Source organism: Bacillus sp. FSL R7-0646 (assembly GCF_037969865.1).
Taxonomy (GTDB): Bacteria; Bacillota; Bacilli; order Bacillales; family Bacillaceae; genus Bacillus; species Bacillus licheniformis.
Window position 1 is genome coordinate 3,278,982 of sequence record NZ_CP150217.1, and the last position, 22,492, is coordinate 3,301,473.

General features: G+C 45.6%; 25 protein-coding genes and 1 riboswitch. Of the genes, 3 read left to right on the forward strand and 22 right to left on the reverse strand.

Annotated features, from left to right (window positions below):
• Positions 1 to 16: 16 nt before the first annotated feature.
• The 22 genes from MKY62_RS17105 to MKY62_RS17210 form a co-directional block, all read right to left on the reverse strand.
• On the reverse strand, positions 17 to 877 hold the full coding sequence (locus MKY62_RS17105) for a DMT family transporter (protein ID WP_003185031.1): 861 nt from the start codon (positions 875 to 877) through the stop codon (positions 17 to 19).
• Between the two features lie 30 nt (positions 878 to 907).
• Complete coding sequence (locus tag MKY62_RS17110) at positions 908 to 1,291, reverse strand: hypothetical protein (protein WP_003185033.1); 384 nt, start codon at positions 1,289 to 1,291, stop codon at positions 908 to 910.
• A gap of 588 nt (positions 1,292 to 1,879) precedes the next feature.
• The gene (locus MKY62_RS17115; RefSeq protein WP_339613805.1) at positions 1,880 to 3,001 is read right to left on the reverse strand and encodes a tetratricopeptide repeat protein; all 1,122 of its coding nucleotides are present in this window, start codon (positions 2,999 to 3,001) and stop codon (positions 1,880 to 1,882) included.
• A 443-nt stretch (positions 3,002 to 3,444) separates the two neighbouring features.
• A complete protein-coding gene (gene sufB / locus MKY62_RS17120) occupies positions 3,445 to 4,842 on the reverse strand; it encodes a Fe-S cluster assembly protein SufB (protein ID WP_003185037.1) in 1,398 nt (465 codons plus the stop codon).
• Positions 4,843 to 4,860: 18 nt separating this feature from the next.
• Entirely contained in the window at positions 4,861 to 5,307 is a 447-nt protein-coding gene (gene sufU / locus MKY62_RS17125; RefSeq protein ID WP_003185039.1) for a Fe-S cluster assembly sulfur transfer protein SufU, read from the reverse strand.
• Positions 5,297 to 6,517, reverse strand: a complete 1,221-nt coding sequence (sufS, locus tag MKY62_RS17130; protein WP_003185041.1) for a cysteine desulfurase SufS — start codon at positions 6,515 to 6,517, stop codon at positions 5,297 to 5,299. Before sufS ends, sufU begins: the two co-directional genes overlap by 11 nt.
• Positions 6,517 to 7,830 carry a Fe-S cluster assembly protein SufD gene (sufD, locus tag MKY62_RS17135; RefSeq protein ID WP_003185043.1) on the reverse strand — a complete coding sequence of 438 codons (1,314 nt, stop codon included), beginning with the start codon at positions 7,828 to 7,830 and terminating at the stop codon, positions 6,517 to 6,519. Before sufD ends, sufS begins: the two co-directional genes overlap by 1 nt.
• A gap of 17 nt (positions 7,831 to 7,847) precedes the next feature.
• The gene (sufC, locus tag MKY62_RS17140; protein ID WP_003185044.1) at positions 7,848 to 8,633 is read right to left on the reverse strand and encodes a Fe-S cluster assembly ATPase SufC; all 786 of its coding nucleotides are present in this window, start codon (positions 8,631 to 8,633) and stop codon (positions 7,848 to 7,850) included.
• Between the two features lie 228 nt (positions 8,634 to 8,861).
• Positions 8,862 to 9,797: a cation diffusion facilitator family transporter gene (locus MKY62_RS17145; RefSeq protein WP_003185046.1), complete on the reverse strand. Its 936-nt coding sequence runs from the start codon at positions 9,795 to 9,797 to the stop codon at positions 8,862 to 8,864.
• A gap of 420 nt (positions 9,798 to 10,217) precedes the next feature.
• Positions 10,218 to 10,601 (reverse strand): carboxymuconolactone decarboxylase family protein, encoded by a 384-nt coding sequence (locus tag MKY62_RS17150; RefSeq protein ID WP_016886133.1) that lies wholly within the window; start codon positions 10,599 to 10,601, stop codon positions 10,218 to 10,220.
• Positions 10,602 to 10,692: 91 nt separating this feature from the next.
• Positions 10,693 to 11,523, reverse strand: a complete 831-nt coding sequence (gene metQ, locus MKY62_RS17155; protein ID WP_003185051.1) for a methionine ABC transporter substrate-binding lipoprotein MetQ — start codon at positions 11,521 to 11,523, stop codon at positions 10,693 to 10,695.
• Positions 11,524 to 11,536: 13 nt separating this feature from the next.
• Positions 11,537 to 12,205 (reverse strand): methionine ABC transporter permease, encoded by a 669-nt coding sequence (locus tag MKY62_RS17160; RefSeq protein WP_003185053.1) that lies wholly within the window; start codon positions 12,203 to 12,205, stop codon positions 11,537 to 11,539.
• A complete protein-coding gene (gene metN, locus MKY62_RS17165; protein WP_003185055.1) occupies positions 12,198 to 13,223 on the reverse strand; it encodes a methionine ABC transporter ATP-binding protein MetN in 1,026 nt (341 codons plus the stop codon). Before metN ends, MKY62_RS17160 begins: the two co-directional genes overlap by 8 nt.
• Positions 13,224 to 13,339: 116 nt before the next feature.
• A riboswitch (SAM riboswitch) is annotated at positions 13,340 to 13,447 on the reverse strand.
• A gap of 183 nt (positions 13,448 to 13,630) precedes the next feature.
• On the reverse strand, positions 13,631 to 13,978 hold the full coding sequence (locus tag MKY62_RS17170) for an SCP2 sterol-binding domain-containing protein (RefSeq protein WP_003185057.1): 348 nt from the start codon (positions 13,976 to 13,978) through the stop codon (positions 13,631 to 13,633).
• A gap of 121 nt (positions 13,979 to 14,099) precedes the next feature.
• Positions 14,100 to 14,408, reverse strand: a complete 309-nt coding sequence (locus tag MKY62_RS17175; protein WP_003185060.1) for a thioredoxin family protein — start codon at positions 14,406 to 14,408, stop codon at positions 14,100 to 14,102.
• 25 nt (positions 14,409 to 14,433) lie between these two features.
• On the reverse strand, positions 14,434 to 14,778 hold the full coding sequence (locus MKY62_RS17180; RefSeq protein ID WP_003185062.1) for a toprim domain-containing protein: 345 nt from the start codon (positions 14,776 to 14,778) through the stop codon (positions 14,434 to 14,436).
• 62 nt (positions 14,779 to 14,840) lie between these two features.
• Positions 14,841 to 15,077: a YusG family protein gene (locus tag MKY62_RS17185; RefSeq protein WP_003185065.1), complete on the reverse strand. Its 237-nt coding sequence runs from the start codon at positions 15,075 to 15,077 to the stop codon at positions 14,841 to 14,843.
• A gap of 53 nt (positions 15,078 to 15,130) precedes the next feature.
• Entirely contained in the window at positions 15,131 to 15,514 is a 384-nt protein-coding gene (gcvH, locus tag MKY62_RS17190) for a glycine cleavage system protein GcvH (RefSeq protein ID WP_003185066.1), read from the reverse strand.
• Positions 15,515 to 15,575: 61 nt separating this feature from the next.
• Positions 15,576 to 15,932, reverse strand: a complete 357-nt coding sequence (locus MKY62_RS17195) for an arsenate reductase family protein (RefSeq protein ID WP_003185068.1) — start codon at positions 15,930 to 15,932, stop codon at positions 15,576 to 15,578.
• A gap of 119 nt (positions 15,933 to 16,051) precedes the next feature.
• Positions 16,052 to 17,836 carry an acyl-CoA dehydrogenase family protein gene (locus MKY62_RS17200; protein WP_003185070.1) on the reverse strand — a complete coding sequence of 595 codons (1,785 nt, stop codon included), beginning with the start codon at positions 17,834 to 17,836 and terminating at the stop codon, positions 16,052 to 16,054.
• A gap of 19 nt (positions 17,837 to 17,855) precedes the next feature.
• Positions 17,856 to 19,031, reverse strand: a complete 1,176-nt coding sequence (locus MKY62_RS17205; protein WP_003185071.1) for an acetyl-CoA C-acetyltransferase — start codon at positions 19,029 to 19,031, stop codon at positions 17,856 to 17,858.
• Positions 19,032 to 19,042: 11 nt separating this feature from the next.
• On the reverse strand, positions 19,043 to 21,433 hold the full coding sequence (locus MKY62_RS17210; RefSeq protein WP_003185072.1) for a 3-hydroxyacyl-CoA dehydrogenase/enoyl-CoA hydratase family protein: 2,391 nt from the start codon (positions 21,431 to 21,433) through the stop codon (positions 19,043 to 19,045).
• A 209-nt stretch (positions 21,434 to 21,642) separates the two neighbouring features.
• Between MKY62_RS17210 and MKY62_RS17215 the strand changes: the two genes are divergently transcribed.
• The 3 genes from MKY62_RS17215 (at position 21,643) to MKY62_RS17225 (ending at position 22,480) form a co-directional block, all read left to right on the forward strand.
• Positions 21,643 to 21,804: a YuzL family protein gene (locus MKY62_RS17215; protein ID WP_003185074.1), complete on the forward strand. Its 162-nt coding sequence runs from the start codon at positions 21,643 to 21,645 to the stop codon at positions 21,802 to 21,804.
• Positions 21,805 to 21,879: 75 nt separating this feature from the next.
• Positions 21,880 to 22,128 carry a hypothetical protein gene (locus tag MKY62_RS17220; protein ID WP_003185076.1) on the forward strand — a complete coding sequence of 83 codons (249 nt, stop codon included), beginning with the start codon at positions 21,880 to 21,882 and terminating at the stop codon, positions 22,126 to 22,128.
• 10 nt (positions 22,129 to 22,138) lie between these two features.
• Positions 22,139 to 22,480 (forward strand): spore coat protein, encoded by a 342-nt coding sequence (locus tag MKY62_RS17225; protein ID WP_003185077.1) that lies wholly within the window; start codon positions 22,139 to 22,141, stop codon positions 22,478 to 22,480.
• The last annotated feature ends 12 nt before the right edge of the window (positions 22,481 to 22,492 follow it).

Genomic DNA, 22,492 nt, shown 5'->3' on the forward strand with positions numbered 1-22,492 from the left:
ACCGATGGAGCACAACCTAACCAGCGGCTACCGATATCACGCCAAGCACCATTAAGGCAGCCGCGATGATCCTCAGTCGTCCGAAACCTTCGGACAAAAGAACCGCCCCCATCACGGTTCCGATTAAAATGCTGATTTCCCGAACAGGCGCCACATAGCTGACCGGGGCAAATACCATGACACTCAGCGCCAAAATATAAGCCAAAGAATTAAAAACCCCGACCCCGACAGCTTCCATCCGGTGATGCTTCCACTCAAACCGGACTTCACTCCAGCTTTTCGCGGCATAAGGAGTCAATATGACCAGGCGGCCGAGCGTATTGCAATAATCCAGCAGCAATGGCGGAATGAGAAACCGGCTGACCGCTGCTTTATCAAGGAGAGTATATGCGGCAATAATGCCGCCGACCGCCAGCCCGTAAAGAACCGGTGTGAACGAGCCTGATTCTTTTAACCGCTTCACTCCCCCTGTAAAAAAAAGAATGCTGATCACAATCAATAGAATCCCTATAATAGCGGGCAGCGTCAACGTCTCGCCAAAAAAGGCGACCGCCAGCATGCAGGTGAGCAGCGGGCCTGTCCCCCTCGCGATCGGATAGACAAGGGAGAGATCGCCCTTTTTGTATCCTTTTTGAAGAACAAGAAAAAAGCCCAAGTGAGCAAGGATGCTCGCCATGATGATGACAAGCTGCCAGATGCCGATCTCAGGCTTTTCATATATGACGACACCTATGGCCAACGGCGTGTAGATGACGGCTGCAATCGCTGTGAACAGCCAGATAAACGGAACGCCTCCATCGGCTTTTTTAGAAAGATAGTTCCACGATGCATGGATAAATGCAGAACATAATAATACGCAAAAACCCACGACAGTCATTACACAGCCCTCCGTCCATCATAAAAGAGATCAATGCTTGATGACAATGTAGCGCTTCAATTCCCCGTGCCACTTCTTTCCTTTGACGGCATCCACCCAGACGTCATACTTGCCCGGTTTCAGCTTTTTCGTCGGAAAGCTCACCCGAAAATGAGGCTTTCCGCGCGTTAAATGAACATCTCGATAGATCAGGACAGTCCCTTTTTTATTGATCAGCCTGACGGCAATCATCGTTCCCGTAACAGGGCTTTTTCCAGTGACAACGATCGAAGTGGCTGATTTCGTATATGTATTGGCATCCGTCCTGAATTTCACCGCGCCTTTGGAAGGCATAGCAAAGGCTTCTGTACTCCCGGCAAATGCGGCCAGCAAGAAAACAGCGGCTATCAACACAGCCTTTTTCAACATTTTCACTGGTCATATCCTTTCTTATACAGTATGAATGTCACATGCTATACCCTTCATTATACATGACAATATGATCTAATAAAGATATTTGACAAGAAGATCCTGTTCTTCTTTAATGGACAAATACTGTATAAAGGAGGTGATTTAATGTATTAAGCAAAGATGAAAAAATGAAACCCGCATATAGAAGAAGTTACTGTTGAAATACAAGGCTATGAATTTACCGGCTTTTCAACTGTCTGTCCCACTTTTATAGAAGAGGGTAAAGAGTATCCCGTCATGATCAAAATTTACCATTTTCTAATCATGAAGCATTCCCCAATCGTAAAACCTATGATAAAGACCGCGCAAGCTGAGGAGTAATTCGGATTTTCCATTGACACCTCGCAAATTGCGAATCCGGTCCCCACTTCCAAAAGAATAAACAGATAAGATACGATTCTGGATTTTAAATAGCTTGCCATAGACCGACCTTTCTTTCTGCGATTACTTAAAATAATAATCAAGTAATCAAAATTTGAGGTTTTAATAATGCTGGGGGAAATTCTTTTTTATAGTAAGAAATCCTGCTGCTTTAACTACCCCTAGAACGATTTAGTTTACATGTAGAAAAGCACTCCTTTGAATTTGTCTTCTCGCATTAACTGTTATCCGGTAGAATTCCACTGCATCTCGAATTTTTTCTTTTTTCTCTAATAGTTCAGCCGCTATAAGACCGTATTCCTCCATGTCTGCATACTTGCCTTTACTTTCGAAAAACTTGAACGATTCGCGAACCATATCCAGATCAAATGAAAGATAAAGCCCTTTTATTAAATCAAACTTTGCAAGAATATCTAAATTCTTGTTCTTTTCAGCCAACTCTTTGCCTTCATAGTATAGGTCATCAGTTATTGACAACTTCCCTTGCTTTGCCCTGACATGTGCGAGGTTGAATAATGTTTTTGGCAAAAAACTATGCTTCTCCTCTTTATAAAGGTTCAGAGCTCTTTGAAAATTGTAGGTTGCTTTATCGACATCTTCCAATTTATTGTAGCATATTCCGATATTTAAATGTGATGAACCCATAAGATGAAGAATTCCTTGTGTCTCTGACTCTTTAAGCTCTTTATTTAAATTATGTAGAGCTTTTTCGGGATACATATGATCTAGCCAGTTACCTGCAATAATAAACTGACTTTGTACTCGACGCTCACCGTAAGTATCATACTTTTTGAATAAGTTATACGCACGACTTGCATAATTCATCGAAAAGATGGTTTGTTTCATATGGTAATACACTTCAGATGCCTTGAAATAAAATTCAGCCTTTTCCAGTTCATCACAATCAAAAGAATCGAGTTTTTTCTCGGCATCCCTATAAAAATTCAGCGCAAGGATTAATTCTTTTTGTCTGAAATGATACATTCCAGCGAAAAAATGATAATAATAATCCAACATTCCTTCCAGATTATTCTGATCGCGAATCTTTTTGAACTCATCAAAACGACTATTTAAATTTACACCGGGTTTAGAATACATATAATCAAGTTGAAGATTATGCCGGAAGAGCAGTAAGTTGTAATAGACAATCACATCCTGATTTTGTTCCATTTGTTCTAATTCTCGTTCAACTTCTTTCTTAGTATCCTCAGCCTTGCCTGTCCAATTGTTTTTTAAGGCTGTATACCAAAAATTCATTTTCGTCGCAACCAAATCATATGGTATCACGCTCACATATCCTCTTCCTTTCTCGCAAGATTATAATTTTTCTAAAAACCCAAAATAGCAATTCCCTTTTTATTCATAGTCATCATTTTACATAAAAGTAATAATTTTTCACAACAACATTCTCAGAAATCTTTATAAGTTAGAGGTTTTTTGGCCTAATCAATATGATTCGTTTTCCGTGTTTGGGTGAATTTTAGAAGTATAGGAAGGAAGGCAGAACAGATGAAGGATTATATTTTCCTGTTGATATGTAATTTGGCATAACTAATCGTTAGGAAGCAAAATTCAAACCTCTTTTATGAAATAAAAAGCTAAAGAAAAAACCGCAGATACATTTCTACGCCTTTTAGAAAATCGATAGGCAATAGATTATATCTGCGGTACACAAACATAAAGTTTATTCGGGTGCAATCAAATCGAAGTCTGATCACCCCCTTTAGTATCAAGGGTTAACCAATAGACCCTTCCATCTCGAACTTGATAAGACGGTTCATTTCGACTGCGTATTCCATCGGCAGTTCTTTCGTGAACGGCTCGATGAAGCCCATGACGATCATTTCTGTTGCTTCTTCTTCAGAAATACCGCGGCTCATCAAGTAGAAGAGCTGCTCTTCAGATACTTTTGATACTTTCGCTTCGTGCTCCAATGAAATGTTGTCGTTCAAAATTTCATTGTATGGGATTGTATCAGAAGTTGATTTGTTGTCCATGATAAGCGTGTCGCACTCGATGTTTGAGCGGGCGCCTTCGGCTTTGCGTCCGAAGTGTACGATTCCGCGGTATGTGACTTTTCCGCCTTGTTTTGAGATTGATTTTGAAACGATTGTGGATGACGTATTCGGTGCAAGGTGAATCATTTTCGCACCGGCATCCTGATGCTGTCCTTTTCCTGCCAGGGCGATAGAAAGCGTCATGCCGCGCGCGCCTTCGCCTTTCAGGATAACGGCAGGATATTTCATTGTCAGCTTGGAGCCGATGTTTCCGTCGATCCATTCCATCGTCGCGTTTTCTTCACAAACCGCACGCTTTGTCACAAGGTTGAAGACGTTGTTCGCCCAGTTTTGAATCGTTGTATAACGGCAGTAGCCGCCTTTTTTAACGATGATCTCAACAACCGCGCTGTGAAGGGAGTTCGTCGTATAAACAGGTGCTGTACATCCCTCTACATAGTGGACGTGAGCGCCTTCGTCTACGATGATCAGCGTCCGTTCGAACTGTCCCATGTTTTCTGAGTTGATGCGGAAGTATGCTTGCAGCGGAGTATCCACTTTTACGCCTTTTGGCACGTAGATGAATGATCCGCCTGACCATACCGCTGAGTTCAAGGCCGCAAACTTGTTGTCAGTCGGCGGGATGACTTTTGCCCAATGCTCGCGGAAAATGTCTTCATTTTCTTTGAGGGCGCTGTCTGTGTCTTTGAAGACGATCCCTTGAGACTCAAGGTCTTCTTTCATGTTATGGTAAACGACTTCTGACTCATATTGCGCGGATACACCGGCCAAATATTTTTGCTCAGCTTCTGGGATTCCGAGCTTGTCAAATGTCTGTTTGATTTCCTCAGGCACTTCGTCCCATGATCTTTCTGAACGCTCAGAAGGCTTTACATAGTATGTGATTTCATCAAAGTTTAATGAGTTTAAATCTCCGCCCCATTGCGGCATTGGCATATTGTAGAAGTGTTCAAGAGATTTCAAGCGAAAGTCGAGCATCCACTGTGGCTCTTCTTTCATGCGTGAAATTTCTTCAACGATTTCTTTTGTCAATCCCCGCTCTGAACGGAAAATGGAAACGTCTTTGTCGGCAAAACCGTATTTATATTCGCCGATATCCGGCATTTTCTTAGCCATCCATTTTCACTCCAATCTTTATTCGTTATCGCTGTTTTCTTTGGAAACGCCTTTTTCGAGGGCTTTCCATGACAATGTTGCGCATTTAATTCGGGCCGGAAATTTTGAAACGCCTTGCAGAGCTTCAATATCTCCTAAATCAATCGAATCGTCGTAGTCTTTGCCCTGCATCATATCTGAAAAGATCCGTGACATTTGAAGGGCGGTCTCCACGTCTTTCCCTTTGATCGCCTGTGTCATCATAGACGCAGAAGCCATTGAGATTGAGCATCCTTCGCCTTCAAATTTTGCATCTTCTACTTTACCGTCCGTTATCTTCATCGTCAGCCTGATCCGGTCACCGCATGTCGGGTTGTTCATGTCAACGACGATGCTGTCATTCAAAACCCCTTTATTTCTCGGGTTTTTATAGTGATCCATAATCACCTGGCGATACAGTGTATCCAAGTTCACATTAAAAGACATTTGTGAAATACTCCTTTGTCTTCTGAAGAGCTTCAATCAGTTTGTCGATGTCTTCTTCCGTATTATACAGATAAAAGCTCGCTCTTGCAGTGGCGGAGACGTTCAGCCATTTCATTAAAGGCTGCGCGCAGTGATGGCCGGCTCTGACGGCGACCCCTTCTGCATCCAGCACGGTTGCCACATCGTGCGGATGAACGTCTTCAAGGTTGAACGTCACGAGTCCTGCACGTTCGGCCGGACCATAGACAACAGCGCCTTCAAGCTCTTTAAAGCGCTCCAGCGCGTATGCCGCCAAACGGTGTTCATGCGCTAATATTTCATCAAGTCCGATGTCTTCAAGGAAGTCAATCGCCGCTCCCAATCCGATCGCGCCGGCAATGATCGGTGTGCCGGCTTCGAATTTCCAAGGCAGCTCCTTCCAAGTCGATTCGTAAAGACCGACAAAATCGATCATTTCTCCGCCGAATTCTGCAGGTTCCATGTTTTCAAGCAATGCTTTTTTTCCATACAATACCCCGATTCCGGTCGGACCACACATTTTGTGGGCTGAAAACGTATAGAAATCGCAGTCCAAATCCTGGACGTCAATTTTCATGTGCGGCGTGCTTTGCGCACCGTCTACGACCATGACCGCGCCGTGTTCGTGGGCGATTTTGGCCATTTCCTTAATCGGGTTGATCGTACCGAGAACGTTTGAAACATGCGCTGCAGAGACGATTTTTGTATTTTCCGTCACCGTTTCCCTGACATCGTCCAAGGAAATGGTGCCGTCTTCCTGAAGCGGAATGTACTTCAGCGTGGCGCCGGTTGCTTTGACAGCCTGCTGCCACGGAATAATATTCGCATGGTGCTCCATCGGTGTAATGACGATTTCATCACCGGGCTTAAGGTTTGCGCGGGCATAGCTGAGCGCAACCGTGTTCAGGGCCGTTGTCGTACCCCTTGTGAAAATAATTTCCTGCATCGATTTCGCGTTTATAAACTTCCTGACCTTCTCACGTGCTCCTTCATATCCATCCGTTGCTTTTGTTCCTAATGTATGGACGCCGCGATGGACATTGGAATTGTAAGAGTTGTAATACTCATCAAGCGTCTCAATGACGACGCGCGGCTTTTGCGAGGTGGCCGCGCTGTCCAAATAAACGAGATCGTGTCCGTTGACCTGTTGGCTGAGAATCGGAAACTGTTCGCGAATATCTTTAGCATTCATTATTTTACTTTCCTTTCAATCACAGAGACCAGCTGCTTCTTCACGCCTTCAATCGGAAGTTCATTGACAACCGGTGCGAGGAAGCCGTAAATGACGAGGCGCTCTGCTTCTTCTTTAGGAATTCCGCGGCTCATCAAATAGTAGAGCTGAACCGGATCGACGCGGCCGACAGATGCAGCGTGTCCTGCCGTTACATCGTCTTCATCGATTAATAGGATCGGGTTTGCGTCGCCGCGCGCTTTTTCACTCAGCATAAGAACGCGTGACTCCTGCTCTGCATTTGATTTTGACGCGCCGTGCTCGATCTTTCCGATACCGTTGAAGATCGAAGACGCGGAATCTTTCATAACGCCGTGTTTTAAAATATAGCCTTCTGAATGCTTTCCGTGGTGAATGATTTGCGTTGTAAAGTTTTGAGTCTGTTCTCCTCTGCCGACGACAACCGTTTTCGTATCGCCGAATGTGCCGTCTCCATGCAGATTCGTCGTGTTTTCAGAAATGGTGTCTCCGTCATTCATCAAACCGAGCGCCCATTCAATTTTGCTGTCGCGTCCGAGTGCAGTTCCGCGGCGGCTGACATAAGCCGTTACCCCTGCGGAAAGGTTGTCGACGGCTCCGTATTGCACGCGGGCATTCGCGCCTGTGATCACTTCTGACACGATGTTAAAGACCGCTTCCTTAGGATTCACCGTGCTGATGTAGTTTTCTACATATGTGACGGCACTGTTGTCATCTGCAACGACAAGTACATGGTTGAAAAGCGTTGTATCGTTGCTTTCATGGACATAAACAGCCTGCACCGGAGCTTCCAGCTCGACGTTTTTCGGTACGTAAAGGAAGGCTCCGCCGTTCAGGAGGGCTGCATGCAATGCAGTTAATTTATGCTCATCGGCTTTTACGCCGTCTTTCATAAAGTACTTTTTGACAAGCTCGCCGTGTTCGCGGAACGCAGTATGAATATCTGTAAAGATGACGCCTTTATCCTGCAGCTCTTTTGAAAGAGAAAGGTAAGCCGGCGTCTGGTCTCTCTGGACATAAAGCGTTTTGTCTTCATTTCCAAGATCGATCAGCGATTTGACCTCATCTGAAAGATCATCCAAAGAATCAAGCGGTTTATTTTCTACAGTATGCTTATCAAACCGTGTAAAATTCCAATTTGTAATTTTTGTTTTATCAGGTTTCGGCAGCGGCAGATCTTCTGCTTTTTCAAGCGCTTCTAAGCGTAGATCTTGCAGCCATGCCGGTTCCTGGTGCTTCTCAGAGAAGCTTTTGACATATTCCCGATCTACAGATAGTTTTGTTTCCAATGTCATGTTTATCCCCCTAACGCTTACGCTTCTTGACCGACAGTTTCGTCTTCGATTCCAAGCTCATGCTTAATCCAGTCATATCCTTCAGCCTCAAGGCGCTGTGCAAGTTCAGGTCCGCCGGATTTCACGACGCGGCCCTGCATCATGACGTGCACATGGTCAGGCGTAATGTAGTTCAAGAGGCGCTGATAGTGCGTGATGATCAGGCAGCCAAAGTTCTCGCCGCGCATTTTGTTGATTCCTTTTGAAACGACTTTAAGGGCGTCGATATCCAAACCTGAATCGATTTCGTCAAGAATCGCGATTTTCGGTTCGATCATCATCAGCTGAAGGATCTCGTTGCGCTTTTTCTCACCGCCTGAAAAACCTTCGTTCAGGTAGCGCTGCGCCATATCAGGGTCCATTTCAAGAAATTCCATGTTTTCGTCCATTTTGCGGATGAATTTCATTAAAGAAATCTCGTCGCCTTCTTCTCTGCGCGCGTTGATCGCTGAACGGAGAAAATCGGCATTTGTAACACCGCTGATTTCACTCGGATACTGCATAGCCAAAAACAGACCGGCTTGAGCGCGCTCGTCCACTTCCATTTCCAGAACGTCCTTGCCGTCCAGCGTGATGCTTCCTTTCGTCACTTCGTATTTAGGGTGTCCCATGATCGCCGCGGATAAAGTTGATTTACCCGTTCCGTTCGGTCCCATTACAGCGTGGAATTCCCCGCCTTTTATTTCAAGGTTTACACCTTTTAAAATCTCTTTCCCTTCAATCTCAACGTGAAGATCTTTGATTGTTAATGTCGAAGCAGCCATGAAATATACCTCCAATTATAGATAATCATCATTCTCAATTTATTCTCATTCTAATTTTATAACAAATGAAAATTGAATACAACAATAGTCTTCCTATCTTTTCGTGTACATGTTCTCAAGTTTAACAAAAAACGATTTGTTCTTAAAGAGATTGGGACAAGAAAACTTCCCGGGGCAGAAAAGCGGAATTTATTACCAAGCTGTCGAAAACAATCGGTACATCCGTCATTAAGAGCGGGGATGGTTTGCTCCCAGGCTGCACGATTCATGAGGGGAACAGCGCTCCCCTTCTATTTGAACCGTCACATGCTCCACGTTGCATTCTTTCCTTAGATATTTTGATACTTGTTTTAAAATTCTATCCCTGTCACTGTTTTCATCCGCTACGATATGGCAGCTTAATGACGGCATATCGGATGAGATCGACCAAATGTGGAGGTCGTGAACCTCCCTGACCGACGGGATGGAAAGCAGGCCGTTTTTAAGCGCCTCCGCATCAATGTCTTTCGGTTTTCCTTCCATTAATATATGCACCGAGTCTTTCGTCACCCGCCAGCCGCTGACGAGAACCAAAGCAGCGACGACGGCGCTGGCGATTGGATCGGCGATGTTCCAATTGAAGAAAAGCATAAGGAGGCCCGCGATGATCGCCCCGAAAGAGCCCAGCATATCGCCGATGATGTGCAAAAAAGCGCTCCGCATATTTAAATTCCCGCTTGTGTCGCCTTTCATTATTACCCAGGCCGCAGCAATGTTGACGAACAGACCAACCGTCGCAATCGCAAGCATACCCCTTCCCGCGACTTCCGGCGGGCTGAAAAAGCGATTGTATGCTTCCCAAAAAATATAAAGTGAAATCAAAAGCAGGGTGATGCCATTGATAAACGCAGCCAAAATCTCAAAGCGCCTGTAGCCGAATGTTTTGCTCGCGCTTGCGGCCTTTTCCCCAATTTTAAACGCCAAGAGGCTGAAGCCAAGCGCCGCAGCGTCGCTGAGCATATGTCCCGCATCTGACAGCAAAGCGAGGCTGTTCGTCAATATTCCGCCTATCACTTCAATCATCATAAAAGTAAAAATTAAACCGAAGCTGATGAACAGCGCTTTTTGATTTGCTGATCGGCTGCCATGGTGGCTGTGTCCTGTATGTCCGTGAGAATGAGCCATTTTAAATCCCCCTCTTAAATTGATATATGATCATGTATTCATATTTAAATTTTACCTTTTCCTTTAATTAAGGTCAAGCGGCTTCTAAGAACATGGAGAAGGACGGATCGGCATCCGTCCCCCTCGCGTTTTATCCGATTATGGGCAAGTCTGATACGATCTGCTTGCTTTTTTGATACTGCTTTTCTCGTCTTTTCTCAACTTCAAGCCGATTCACATGGCTTCTGCTGTACTCCTCGTACCCCATTCCATGCGACTTGTGCATCGCTTTTTCCATTTCGGCCGTGAATTCAAGGTCAAGCTGATCTTGGCTTGAACAAATAATGAATCATCCTTTCAGAGATTTTCTTACATAGTACCAGTTATATACAAACTCTGCAAAGATGTGTGTGCTTTCAATATGCTTTCACGGTCGAAAAATCAATGCTTCATCTGCTGGAATTCTTCCATCGCCTGCAAAACGAGCGTGACGGCTTGGCTCATGGCTGCGCCTCCGCCAAATGCAGCAGTTACACCGACTGCCTCAAGAATTTCTTCCTCCGATGCTCCGCAATCCAGGCAGCCCTTGATGTGATAAATAATGCAATATTCATCCTGCGTATTGACACTGATGCCCAGTGCGATCAGCTGCTTATCCTTTTCGCTGAGCACGCCTTTTTTAAAGCACTCTTCGGTAAATTCGTTGTATTTGGCGGCAATTCCGGGCATTTTTTCGGAAAAGATGCCGATCCCCGCCTTATATTCGTGCAGTGCGGATTCGATAATGCCTTCTGATTCATGCTGATTCACGTTTTGTTCCTCCATTTTCAGTAGGTAGTCTTTTTTATTATGAGCCTCTTTTCAAAAAATACGCGAAAAAACCCCGGTTTTCTCCGAAACCGGGGTGTTCTTTCATTTACTCAGATACAGAAATGACAGAGCCTTTATATTTTTTGTCGATGAACTTTTTGATGTCGTCAGAGCGCAATACTTCCATCAGAGCTTTTACTTTGTCAGAATCTTCGTCGCCTTTGCGGACGGCGATGATGTTAGCGTAAGGATTGTCTTTTGGAGACTCAAGTTCGATTGAATCAGTTTTCGGATTCAGCTTGTTTTGGATCGCATAGTTCACATTGATGAACACTGCGTCTGCTTCATTAGCTTCGTATGCTTTTGCCGTCATTTCAGGCGCCACATCATTTTTGATTTTCAGGTTTTTCTTGTTTTCTGTAATATCTTTTACTGTCGCATCTACTTTTTCAATGCCTGATTTCAGCTTGATCAGTCCCGCATTTTCAAGCATTGCAAGCATGCGGCCCTGTTCAGCGGCATTGTTGCTCATAATAATTTTTGCACCGTCAGGAAGGTCTTTTAAAGATTTATACTTTTTAGAGTAAATGCCGAATGGCTCAAGGTGTACCGCACCGACGTTGACTAGATCGTAATCTTTGTTTTCTTTCATTTCCTGTTCAAGGTAAGGGACGTGCTGGAAGTAGTTCGCATCAAGATCTTTTGTAGCGAGCGCTTTGTTGATCAGTTTGTAGTCCGTGAAATTTTTGATTTTAAGCTCATAGCCTTTTTCTTTCAAAAGCGGTTTTGCTTCTTCAAGGATTTCGGCGTGAGGCGTCGGCGTCGCTCCGACTGTAATGACTTTGCTGTCTTTATCTCCTTCGCTGCTGGAAGATCCGCAAGCGGCCAAAACGCCTGCAAAAATGATGAATAAAGCTGTTAATAAACCTTTTTTCATGTTGGTGTCCTCCCTAACGTTTGTCTAATTTATTTGTTATAAAATCCCCGATAAATTGGATGATGAACACAATAGCTAAGATGAAAATAGTGGCGATCAGTATAATATCGGGATTGTTCATCTGAAAGCCGTTTACATAGGCAAGGTTCCCGAGTCCGCCTGAACCGATTGCTCCGGCCATCGCTGTCGAACCGATCAGTGCAATGGCTGTAACCGTAATGCCTGAGATCAGCGCCGGCATCGATTCGGGCAGGAGCACTTTAAATATGATCGTCGATGTTTTTGCCCCCATCGATTTCGCTGCTTCAATCACGCCTTTGTCGACCTCGCGCAAAGCAATTTCAACCAGGCGGGCATAGAACGGAGCGGATGCGATAATCAAAGCCGGAAGAGCGGCATTCGGCCCCAGAATCGTATTCATTAAAAACTTTGTGAAACCGAGCAGCAAAATAATCAATATGATAAAAGGAATAGACCTGAACACATTGACGATTGCCGAGATTACACCGTTAACGACTCGGTTCTGCCAAATGTTGCCTTTTGAAGTCAAATAGAGCAGCATGCCGAGAATCACTCCGATGATAAAAGCAAACAATAGGGAAATTCCTGTCATATATATCGTTTCATACGTTGCTTCCCACAGCTGCTCCATATCTACGTTTGGAAACAGTTTTTCAAACATTCGTGATCACCTCTGCTTCTACCTGGCGGCTCTTGATGAAATCGACCACGTCATTGACCTCGTTTTCACGTCCGTCGACATGTATGAACAATGAACCGTATGCACCGTCCTGAGTCTGCGAGATTTTGCCTTGAAGGATGTTGACTTCAACATCGAACTTCCGAATGATCTGCGTGATCAGCGGCGATTCGGCCGCTTCGCCGACGAAAGTGAGCTTGATCGTCCGCCCGGATGTCGTTTCTTCGAGGAAATGCTTCAGCGTTTCCTTTGTTTCCACCGGTTCTGTTACCTGCTGAACAAAGCGCTTTGTCATTTCTTCCTTCGGCTTGATGAAGACGTTCAGTACATCGCCTTCTTCTACGACCTTTCCGTTTTCCATGACGGCCACTCTGTGGCAGATTTTCCTGATGACATGCATTTCATGAGTGATCAGGACAATGGTCAGTCCGAGCCTTTCATTGATATCGGACAGAAGACCCAGAATCGAATCAGTCGTCTGCGGATCAAGCGCTGATGTCGCTTCATCGCATAACAGAACTTTCGGATTGTTTGCGAGCGCCCGTGCGATGCCGACGCGCTGCTTTTGGCCTCCGCTCAGCTGTGAAGGGTAGGCGTTTTCCTTGCCTTCAAGACCGACAAGCTTAATCAGTTCAGCGACTCTTTCCAGACGTTTTGCTTTGCTGACACCGGCGATCTCCAGCGGAAACGCAATATTGTCGCGCACCGTTCTCGACCATAACAGGTTGAAATGCTGGAAAATCATGCTGATTTCCTGCCTTGCTTTCCTCAGCTTCTTCCCTTTGATCTCGCTGATTTTTCTGCCGGCTACTTCAACCGTGCCTGAAGTCGGCTGTTCAAGTCCGTTCAAGAGACGGATCAAGGAGCTTTTTCCGGCTCCGCTATATCCAATAATTCCGAAGATTTCACCTTTTTTAATCGTAAGGGTGACATCTTGGACAGCATTGACATCTCCATGCTTTGACCGATAAATCTTTGAAACATTTTGAAGATTTATCAAAAGCCATCACCTGCTTTCTTGCTCAATTCTCATAGTTGTCTAAATTCCTGATCAATCAACGAAAAAAGCCTTTCTGCACACATGAGCAGAAAGGCTTTGGAAAAGTCTGGGCCTTTCTCTCATCTTTCAAAGCATAACGCTTCGCGTGAATTGGCACCATTTCAACACGTGTTGATGGTTGCCGGGTTTCATAGGGCACTTCCCTCCACCTCTCTGGATAAGAGAAACATATATTTATTTTTTGATTATTATGATCGGAATTCTTAAAGTAGGATATCATGCGAAAAAATAGTTGTCAACTATTTTTCGTAAGACAATCGTCCTACGGCGAAAAGAGACGAGCGTAAACGCCCGTCCCTGTCTGACTAATACACGGAATGTGCCGATTTTTTGAATTTTTAAAAAGTCTATGAATAAAGATCGCTGTTTTTAAAGAAGCCGTCCGTCAGCCATAAAATCGCTTCAAGCTTCAATAAAGCTCTAAAAGAGCCTTTTACTTTAACAGTGCCGCGCTGTACGAGATGCTGCAATGAAATGTCGCCATGAAGAAGGTCAATAATCTCGCTTTGCTCTCCAAAAAAGGTCAAATGAGCTTTTTCTACAGGAGAATATTTTTCCATTTCCCCTTTTTCGTTGATTGCTAACGTAAAAGCTTCTTTCTCTCCTTGAAACGTAATCAGCAAAGCCGTTGTAGATAATAGAGGTTTTAAAAAAAGAGCCTTGCCCTCTCTTTCTATCAATCCCATTTTCTCCAACTGTATAACCTCCTGTAAATTGGTCATACTTACAGATTCTCTGTCTGCTGCAGGAGTTCCTTTAGGAATTGCTCGACAAGTTTTTGCTGGTTATTTCCCGAGAAATATGTCAAAACCGCCCTTAATCCACAAGATTTTGTTTAATCGTATCATATAAGTAGGAAACGGAGTGAAAAGCGTATTCTTTTTTGACGACTCGCCCTTTTTTGTAAAGGATAAAACACGGGACGCTTTCAATTTCCTGCTGTTTGGCAAATGACGGGGAGTAATTGAGATTGTTTTTATAAAAAGGAATGTCCTTCATCATTTCATCAACGACCTCCAGCATTCTTCCGGCCAGCTGACACGTTCCGCAGAACGGCGTGTATACATATAGAAGACAAGTTTCATGCTCTAGCCGTTTTAGCTCTTTTTCTTGAAGTTCTTGCATCTGTTGAACCGCACCTCAATACGTTTTATAATAGATATTTTGTATGTACCCGGATGTTTGAACGAAATAATACTTCTGCAACATGCTGACTCGGGGCGGAAGCGACTTCTTTGTATACTCTATCAATGTATAGATGCGAAGCTTGGGGAAGCTCCCTCTTCAGCTGCCGGCGGAGCTTTTCGCCTGATTCATCGGCATCCACCAGGATATAAACGTCTTTATCGAACAGCGTCTCAGCGAATTCATCGAGTTTTGCCTGGCTGATCGTTCCGTTTGTGCATATGATGTCCACGGGCTCTTCGATGACATGCTTCACTTTTTGCTTATCTGATTTCCCTTCGACGATCATGACTTTTTCATTTTCCGGCATATGGATCACCTTTAAAGATTTACTTGTAAAAAAAGGCAGTGAATATTCACCGCCTGACTTGATTAACACCAGCCTTGGTGGTCATCACAGTCTACATATTTAGCATCCGGTCCGCTTACGGTATCCGCCATTTTGTAAAACTTTTCATCTTGGAATGAATATCCAGATTTCAACTCGTATTGATCCTTGCCGGTCATTCGGCCGATCAGCTCATTTTCATGATACAGCTGCGTTCCGCCGTTTTTTAATCGGCTTTCCACATGTTCTGTAATATCAATACGTTCTTTTTTCAGCGTCAATTTGGACACCCCCTCCTGATATAGAGTATCCAAACGACGAATGTCTATCCTGTTTAGTCTTCTTTTATCATGTCCTCATATTGCCCGGCTGTCATCAGGTTTTCGATTTCAGAAGCGTCTGACGGCTCGACGACAATCATCCAAGCCTTTTCATACGGAGACTCGTTGACGAATTCAGGGCTGTCTTCCAGATCTTCGTTCACTTCGACCACTTTTCCGTTGATCGGGGCATACAGCTCAGAAACGGTCTTTACGGATTCAACGCTGCCAAAAGGCTCGTCCGCTTTGATTTCGTCTCCCACTTCAGGAAGCTCGACAAATACGATGTCTCCAAGCTCAGATTGTGCAAAGTCTGTAATGCCGATTCTGACTTTATCTCCTTCGGTTTTCACCCATTCGTGTTCTTCTGAATAACGCAACTCTTTCGGTGTGCTCATGCTAACCCCTCCATAAAGTGTTTTAATCGATCCTACATTGAAGATATCATATTTTGATGTGTTATAACCAGTATGTCTTAAACTGATCTTCTTTAAAACCGACCGTTACTTTACTGCCGTCTGTCGTAATTGGGCGTTTGATCAGCATACCGTCTGATGCAAGCAGTTCCAGCTGCTCATCTTCAGACATGCTTTGCAGCTTGTCTTTCAGGCCGAGTTCGCGGTATTTTTGGCCGCTCGTGTTGAAAAACTTCTTCAATTCAAGCCCGCTTTTCTCGTAGAGCTCTTTCAGTTTTTCCTTGCTCGGCGGCTGTTCTGCGATATGTATCCCATTGATTTCTTTTCCGTGGTCTTCGAGCCATTTTTTCGCTTTGCGGCATGTCCCGCATTTCGGATACCAGTAAAAATCCAAAGCCATACATACACCCCTCTCATTTAATCGAGGTAATTTTAACATAGATCGAATGAAAAACCTAAAACAGTGCTCGGGTTCTATTAACAGCTCAGAAAGCCCTGCATTAAAGCAGGGCTTCTCGTTTAAACGATATATTTCTCAGCTTCAAAGACTCCCTTGGCTGCCTGGCGCTTTTTCTCAATCACGTTGACAGGCGTAAAGCGCGTCAATTTGCGCAGCGCGGACAGCATCATGCGCAGCGAATCGCCTGATTCCATCGCAATGAGCGATTCTTTGGCATGGCTTTCAATTTCCTGAAAGGCTTCCTGCGCAAAAATTTGCGTATAAAGAATTTTCTGTGCGTTTTTGTCTTCGCCGGTTGCCCGGATGGCTTTTTCAGTACGTAAAATAGCTGCTTCCATTGCGTAGATCTGGCTGACAATGTCGGCGATGTTGACGAGGATTTCCTGCTCCTGGTCGAGCGCTTTTCCGTATTTTTGCGCGGCGAGTCCCGCGATCATGAGCGCGGTCTTTTTGGCGTTTCTCAGCAGATACTTTTCCTGTTCGAGAACGCCGTCACCTGGTTCTTCAGGCATGAGCATCATCAGTTCTTCCTGAAGAGCCTTTGCTTTCTCAAACAGAGGAAGCTCGCCTTTCATCGCTTTTTTCATGTAGGTGCCCGGGACGATGAGCCGGTTGATTTCGTTTGTGCCTTCAAAAATCCGGTTAATCCGTGAATCGCGGTAAGCCCGCTCCACTTCGTATTCCTGCATGAATCCGTAACCGCCGTGGATTTGAACGCCTTCATCAACGATATAATCAAGCGTTTCAGATCCGAATACTTTGTTAAGGGAGCATTCGATTGCATATTCTGCGATCGATTTCGCAACCTGGCGCCCGTCTTTTTGCTCTTCTTCGCTCAAGGTGCCCATTTTGTCTTCAAACAGCCCGACCGTACGATAAACAGAGCTTTCCATCGCATAAAGTTTGACTGACATGTTGGCGATTTTTTCCCCAATTAAGCTGAACTTTGAAATCGGTGTCTTAAACTGCTGGCGCTGATTGGCGTATGAAGCGGACAGCTCGATGACCCGTTTCGAAGCGCCGATTGTCCCGACAGCGAGCTTATAGCGTCCGATATTTAAAATATTGAAGGCGATGACATGCCCTTTTCCCGGTTCACCTAATAGGTTTTCTTTTGGAACTTGAACCTGGTCTAAGATGAGCGTGCGGGTCGAAGAGCCTTTGATGCCCATTTTTTTCTCTTCAGGCCCTGTGGAGACGCCTGAGTAGTCTTTTTCCACAATGAAGGCCGAGAAATGTTCGCCGTCTATTTTCGCATAGACGATGAAAATATCAGCAAAGGCTGAGTTTGTAATCCATTGCTTTTCGCCGTTTAATATATAGTGGGTTCCCGCCTCATTCAAAACGGCCGTTGTTTTTGCCCCTAATGCATCAGACCCGGAGCCCGGCTCTGTTAAAGCATAGGCTGCAAACTTTTCCCCCGTTGCAAGGGACGGCAGATACTTTTTCTTTTGCTCCTCGGTTCCGAAAAATACGATCGGAAGCGTGCCGATCCCTACGTGCGCCCCGTACGATAACGAAAAGCTCCCCGCTCTTGAAAATTTTTCGGTGATTAACGCCGAGCTGATTTTATCAAGTCCGAGTCCGCCATACTCCTCAGGAACGTCAGCTCCGAGAAGCCCGAGTTCGCCGGCTTTTTTCAGAAGCCTGACAGAATGATCGAAATTGTGCTCTTCAATTTCGTCGATGTACGGTAGCACATCTCCGAGAATATAATCCTCAGTCGTTTTGGCGATCATTTTATGTTCATCTGTGAAATCTTCCGGTGTGAACATCTGATCAGCCGTTACCTCTTCGATCAGAAAGGCGCCGCCTTTTTTCATATGATCTTTTGTTTGTTCCATTGTTCCATCCCCCTTGTGATTAAACTAATTCGAATACCCCTGCTGCTCCCATGCCTCCGCCGATACACATCGTCACAATGCCGAATTGCTCGCTTCTCCGGCGCATTTCGTGGATCAATGTCAGCGTCAGCTTTGTACCCGTGCAGCCGAGCGGATGTCCGAGCGCAATCGCTCCGCCGTTGACATTGACTTTTTCTTCATCAATGCCAAGCGACCTGATGACCTGGATCGCTTGCGATGCAAACGCCTCATTTAATTCGAATAAACCGATATCCGACAGCTCAAGTCCCGCCATCTTCAGCGCCCTTGGGACTGCTTCCACAGGGCCGATGCCCATCACTTCCGGCGGAACGCCGCCGACTGCGAACGAACGAAATTTTGCGAGGGGCTTTAACCCGAGTGCGTCCGCTTTTTCTCTGTCCATGATCATCACTGCGGCAGCCCCGTCGCTCGTCTGCGAGGAATTCCCTGCCGTAACCGAGCCGTTTGCCGAAAACGCCGGTTTCAACGTTGACAGAACGTCTTTGGTTGTCCCCGGGCGTACACCTTCATCGGCAGAGAAAGTAAACGTCCGCTCCTTCAGGTTATGATGTTCATCCACTTCTCTGACGGTGACGTCCACCGGGACGATTTCATCTTCGAACTTTCCTTCCGCGATCGCCTTGGCTGCTTTTTGATGGCTGTTGACGGCAAATGCATCTTGGTCCTCCCTGGAAACGCCGTATTTGACGGCAACCTGTTCAGCCGTATGGCCCATTCCCATATAATATTCAGGAGCCGTTTCCGCCAGAGCCGCGTTCGGTCTGACGATATGACCCATCATCGGCACGATGCTCATCGATTCGGCGCCGCCTGCAATGATCGTGTCAGCAGCTCCAAGCATGATTTTTTCGGCCCCGTAAGCGATTGATTGAAGTCCTGATGAACAATATCTGTTGATCGTAACGGCCGGAACTGTGTGCGGCAGACCGGCAAGCGCGCCGATATTGCGCGCCATATTCAAGCCTTGTTCGGCTTCCGGCGTAGCGCAGCCGATGATCAAATCATCGATATTCCCTTCATAACCGCCCGCTCTTTTCAGCGTCTCTCTCACCGCATATGCGCCTAAATCATCGGGACGGACAGTCCTCAATGAGCCTTTTTTTGCTTTTCCGATCGGGGTTCTCGCCCCCGATACAATAACTGCCTCTTTCATTATTTTCCCTCCTAATTACGCAAAGGTTTGCCTTTCACAAGCATATGCTGCATTCTCGCCTGCGATTTCGGTTCGCTCACAAGGCTCAGAAACGCTTCTCTTTCCAAATTGAGCAAGTATTCTTCCGTTACTTCGGCGCCGAATGGAACTCGGCCGCCCGCGATGACAAACGCCAGTTTTTTCGCAATCTTCATGTCGTGTTCAGAGATGGCGCCGGAAAGTTTTAACGATTCAGCACCGAGCAGGAGCGCCGCATAGCCGGTTTCGCCCGTCACCGGAACTTTCTCTTTCACCGGCGGACGGTAGCCGCTTTCGGAAAGTGTCAGGACGAGTTTTTTGGCATCGTATAACAAGTGATCCTGATTGATGCTGATTTGATCCTCTGCGGTTAAGATGTTCAGTTCTTTCGCTTCTTGAGCCGAAGTCGACGTTTTTGCAAGGGCAATTGTCTCAAACGTCTTGATGGCGGCCTCCTGGATATCCGGTTTAACGCCTTCAGGCAGCCCTTTCAAGTAATTTAAATAAAGCTCTTTATTGCCTCCGCCGCCCGGAATCAGACCGACGCCTGTTTCAACGAGGCCCATGTATGATTCGCTTGAGGCTTGAACACGGGCAGCAGGCAGGCATAGCTCAGTCCCCCCGCCAAGCGTCATGCCGAACGGAGCAGCGACGACCGGCTTGGAACTGTATTTCACTTTCATCATCGTCTCTTGGAACTGACGGATGATCATGTCAATTTCCATATAGTTGTCGTCTTGAGCTTCCATCAGCATCATCGCGAGATTGGCTCCGACGCAGAAATTTTTGCCCTGGTTGCCGATCACAAGCCCTTTATAGTTGGCGTCTACTTCCTCGAGAGCAAATTTCAGCATTTGAATGATGTCCAGGCCGATTGCGTTGCTTTTCGAGTGAAATTCGAGCAGTGCGACATCATCGCCTAAATCGACCAAACTTGCCCCGCTGTTTTTCTTGATGACGCCTTTTGTTTCTTTGAGTGACGACAAATGGATCGTTTTCTTGTTTTCTTGAAGCGCCCTGTATTCGCCGCTTTCAAAACAGTAGTAGAACGTCTTTCCGTTTTCCTTAAGGTAGAAGGTTTCATGTCCTTTTGCGAGCATTTCCTTCACCCAGTCCGCGACCTTCCAGCCCTCTGCTTCAAGCTTTTGCACCGAGCTTTTCACACCGATGCTGTCCCACATTTCAAACGGCCCTTCCGACCAGCCGAATCCCCATTTCATCGCCTGATCAACCGCCGTTATGCTGTCGGCGATTTCCCCTGTCAGCTCCGCCGAATATACAAGCGTCGGAGCTGTAATCTTCCAAAGGAGGCTTCCCGCCCTGTCATCGGAATAAACAAGCGCTTTCAATCTCGCTCCTGCGCCTTTCATTTGCTTGGCCGCTTCCAGTCCCGATGTTTTTAATGTTTGACGCGCGCTGTAGGTCATCGTCATCGGATCGAGCTCAAGGATGTCTTTTCCTTCTTTTTTGTAAAAACCTTGTTTCGCTTTGCTCCCGATCCAGCCTTTTTCGAGCATTTGTTCAATAAATTCAGGGAGCCGGAAAACGTTTTTTTCTTCGCCCGTGACTTGGTTATAGACATTTTTGGCAACGTGTGAAAATGTATCAAGGCCGACGACATCGAGCGTTCTGAAGGTCGCGCTTTTCGGGCGTCCGATCAGCGGACCTGTAATCGAATCGACTTCGCCTATCGTGTAGCCGCCTTTCAGCATTTCCTGAACCGTCACAAGCAAGCCGTAGGTTCCGATGCGGTTGGCGATAAAGTTTGGCGTGTCTTTCGCTTCAACAACCCCTTTGCCAAGAACGTCTTCGCCGAATTTCTTCATAAAGGACAGCACTTCGGGCTCCGTTTCGTCAATCGGAATCACCTCAAGGAGCTTTAAATAGCGGGCCGGATTGAAGAAGTGCGTTCCTAAAAAGTGCTTTTTAAAATCAGCGGACCTTCCCTCAGCCATCTGCCTGACGGAGATGCCTGATGTGTTGCTGCTGACGATGCTTCCTTGTTTTCTGTATTGATCGACCTTTGAAAACACTTGCTTTTTGATCTCCAGGTTTTCGACAACAACTTCAATAATCCAGTCGGCATCTTTAATCTTTTCAAAATCGTCTTCCATGTTCCCTGTGCTGATACGGCTGATATTCTTCTTTGAAGTCAGCGGAGCCGGTTTTTGCTTTAGCAGCTTTTGTACGGCTGTCCGTGCCAGCCGATTGCGCACATCCGGGTCTTCAAGGGTGCGGCCTTTTTTCCTTTCCTCATCTGTTAATTCATGCGGCACCATATCGAGCAGTAATACAGGAATCCCGATATTGGCTAAGTGAGCCGCGATGCCGGAACCCATAACACCGGAACCGATAACGGCGGCTTTTCGAATATGCTTGACCATGAAAGATCCTCCCCCACCTTTGAATGAATACTCATTCATTTTTACTCCAAAAAAATAAACTCTCCTGTCTTCTTTCATCTTAAAAGATTTTGGAAGCGAGTTCAATAACTTGGTGCAAAATTTCTGAATTTTTTTCATCGGGTATGATCTTGCCGTGTTTACATGTTTCCCCGCTTTTGGGACAAACCAATAGAGAGGAGGTGAAGGCCTTGGTACGTGAAAGAAAAAATCCATCTTCTGCCGCAGTCAGCGCCGCAAGCATAAAAGGCAATGCAGGTCCGGATTATAAAAAGACGGATGCGGGCGGTAAACGGACAAGCCAAAACCAGCAATATAAAAAGCATAATATGGATGTTCCTGAAGATCACTAAGCCCCTTTAAGCATCCGGTATAAATTTCCGCTGTGTTAGGAAATCTAAAAATAAACGCTAAAAGGAGGCAGACGCATGCAGCAGCAAGGAATGACAACACCGCCGCCGGTCATTTCAACGAAGGACCATCTGTATTTGCAGGATATGCTGAACTGGAACCTGCTCGCGATGAAAAAAGCGCATTTTATGGCGGATCAATGCCAGGATCAGTCTCTTAAAACAGAACTCGACAGGGTCGGCCAAATGCACCATCACCATTACAATATGATATTGGAGCAGCTTCGTCAAAATCAAACGCAAAACCCGTCAGCATACATGCAATAGGAGGTCAATGATGAATCAGCAAAACCAACAGAAAATCGGCAATCAGGAAACCCCTGTCCCAAAGACGAGCGCGATGAACGACAGGGATTTTGTCAACGAACTGCTGACAACCGAAAAATATATGACGTCAGCATACTCGACGGCGCTTAATGAACTAAGCCATGAATCGCTTTACCAGGCCGTACAGCCGCTGTTTAACGAGGCGCAAAACGCTCAGCGCAGATTGTACCAGGTAATGTTTCAAAACGGATGGTACAAGGTGGAGGCAGAAGATGCCCAAAAAATCCAGCAGTCCTATCAGCAGTTCCATTCTACACTGCAAGACCAGTCGCCTTATCAGCAAAATCAATAAACAAAAAATAAG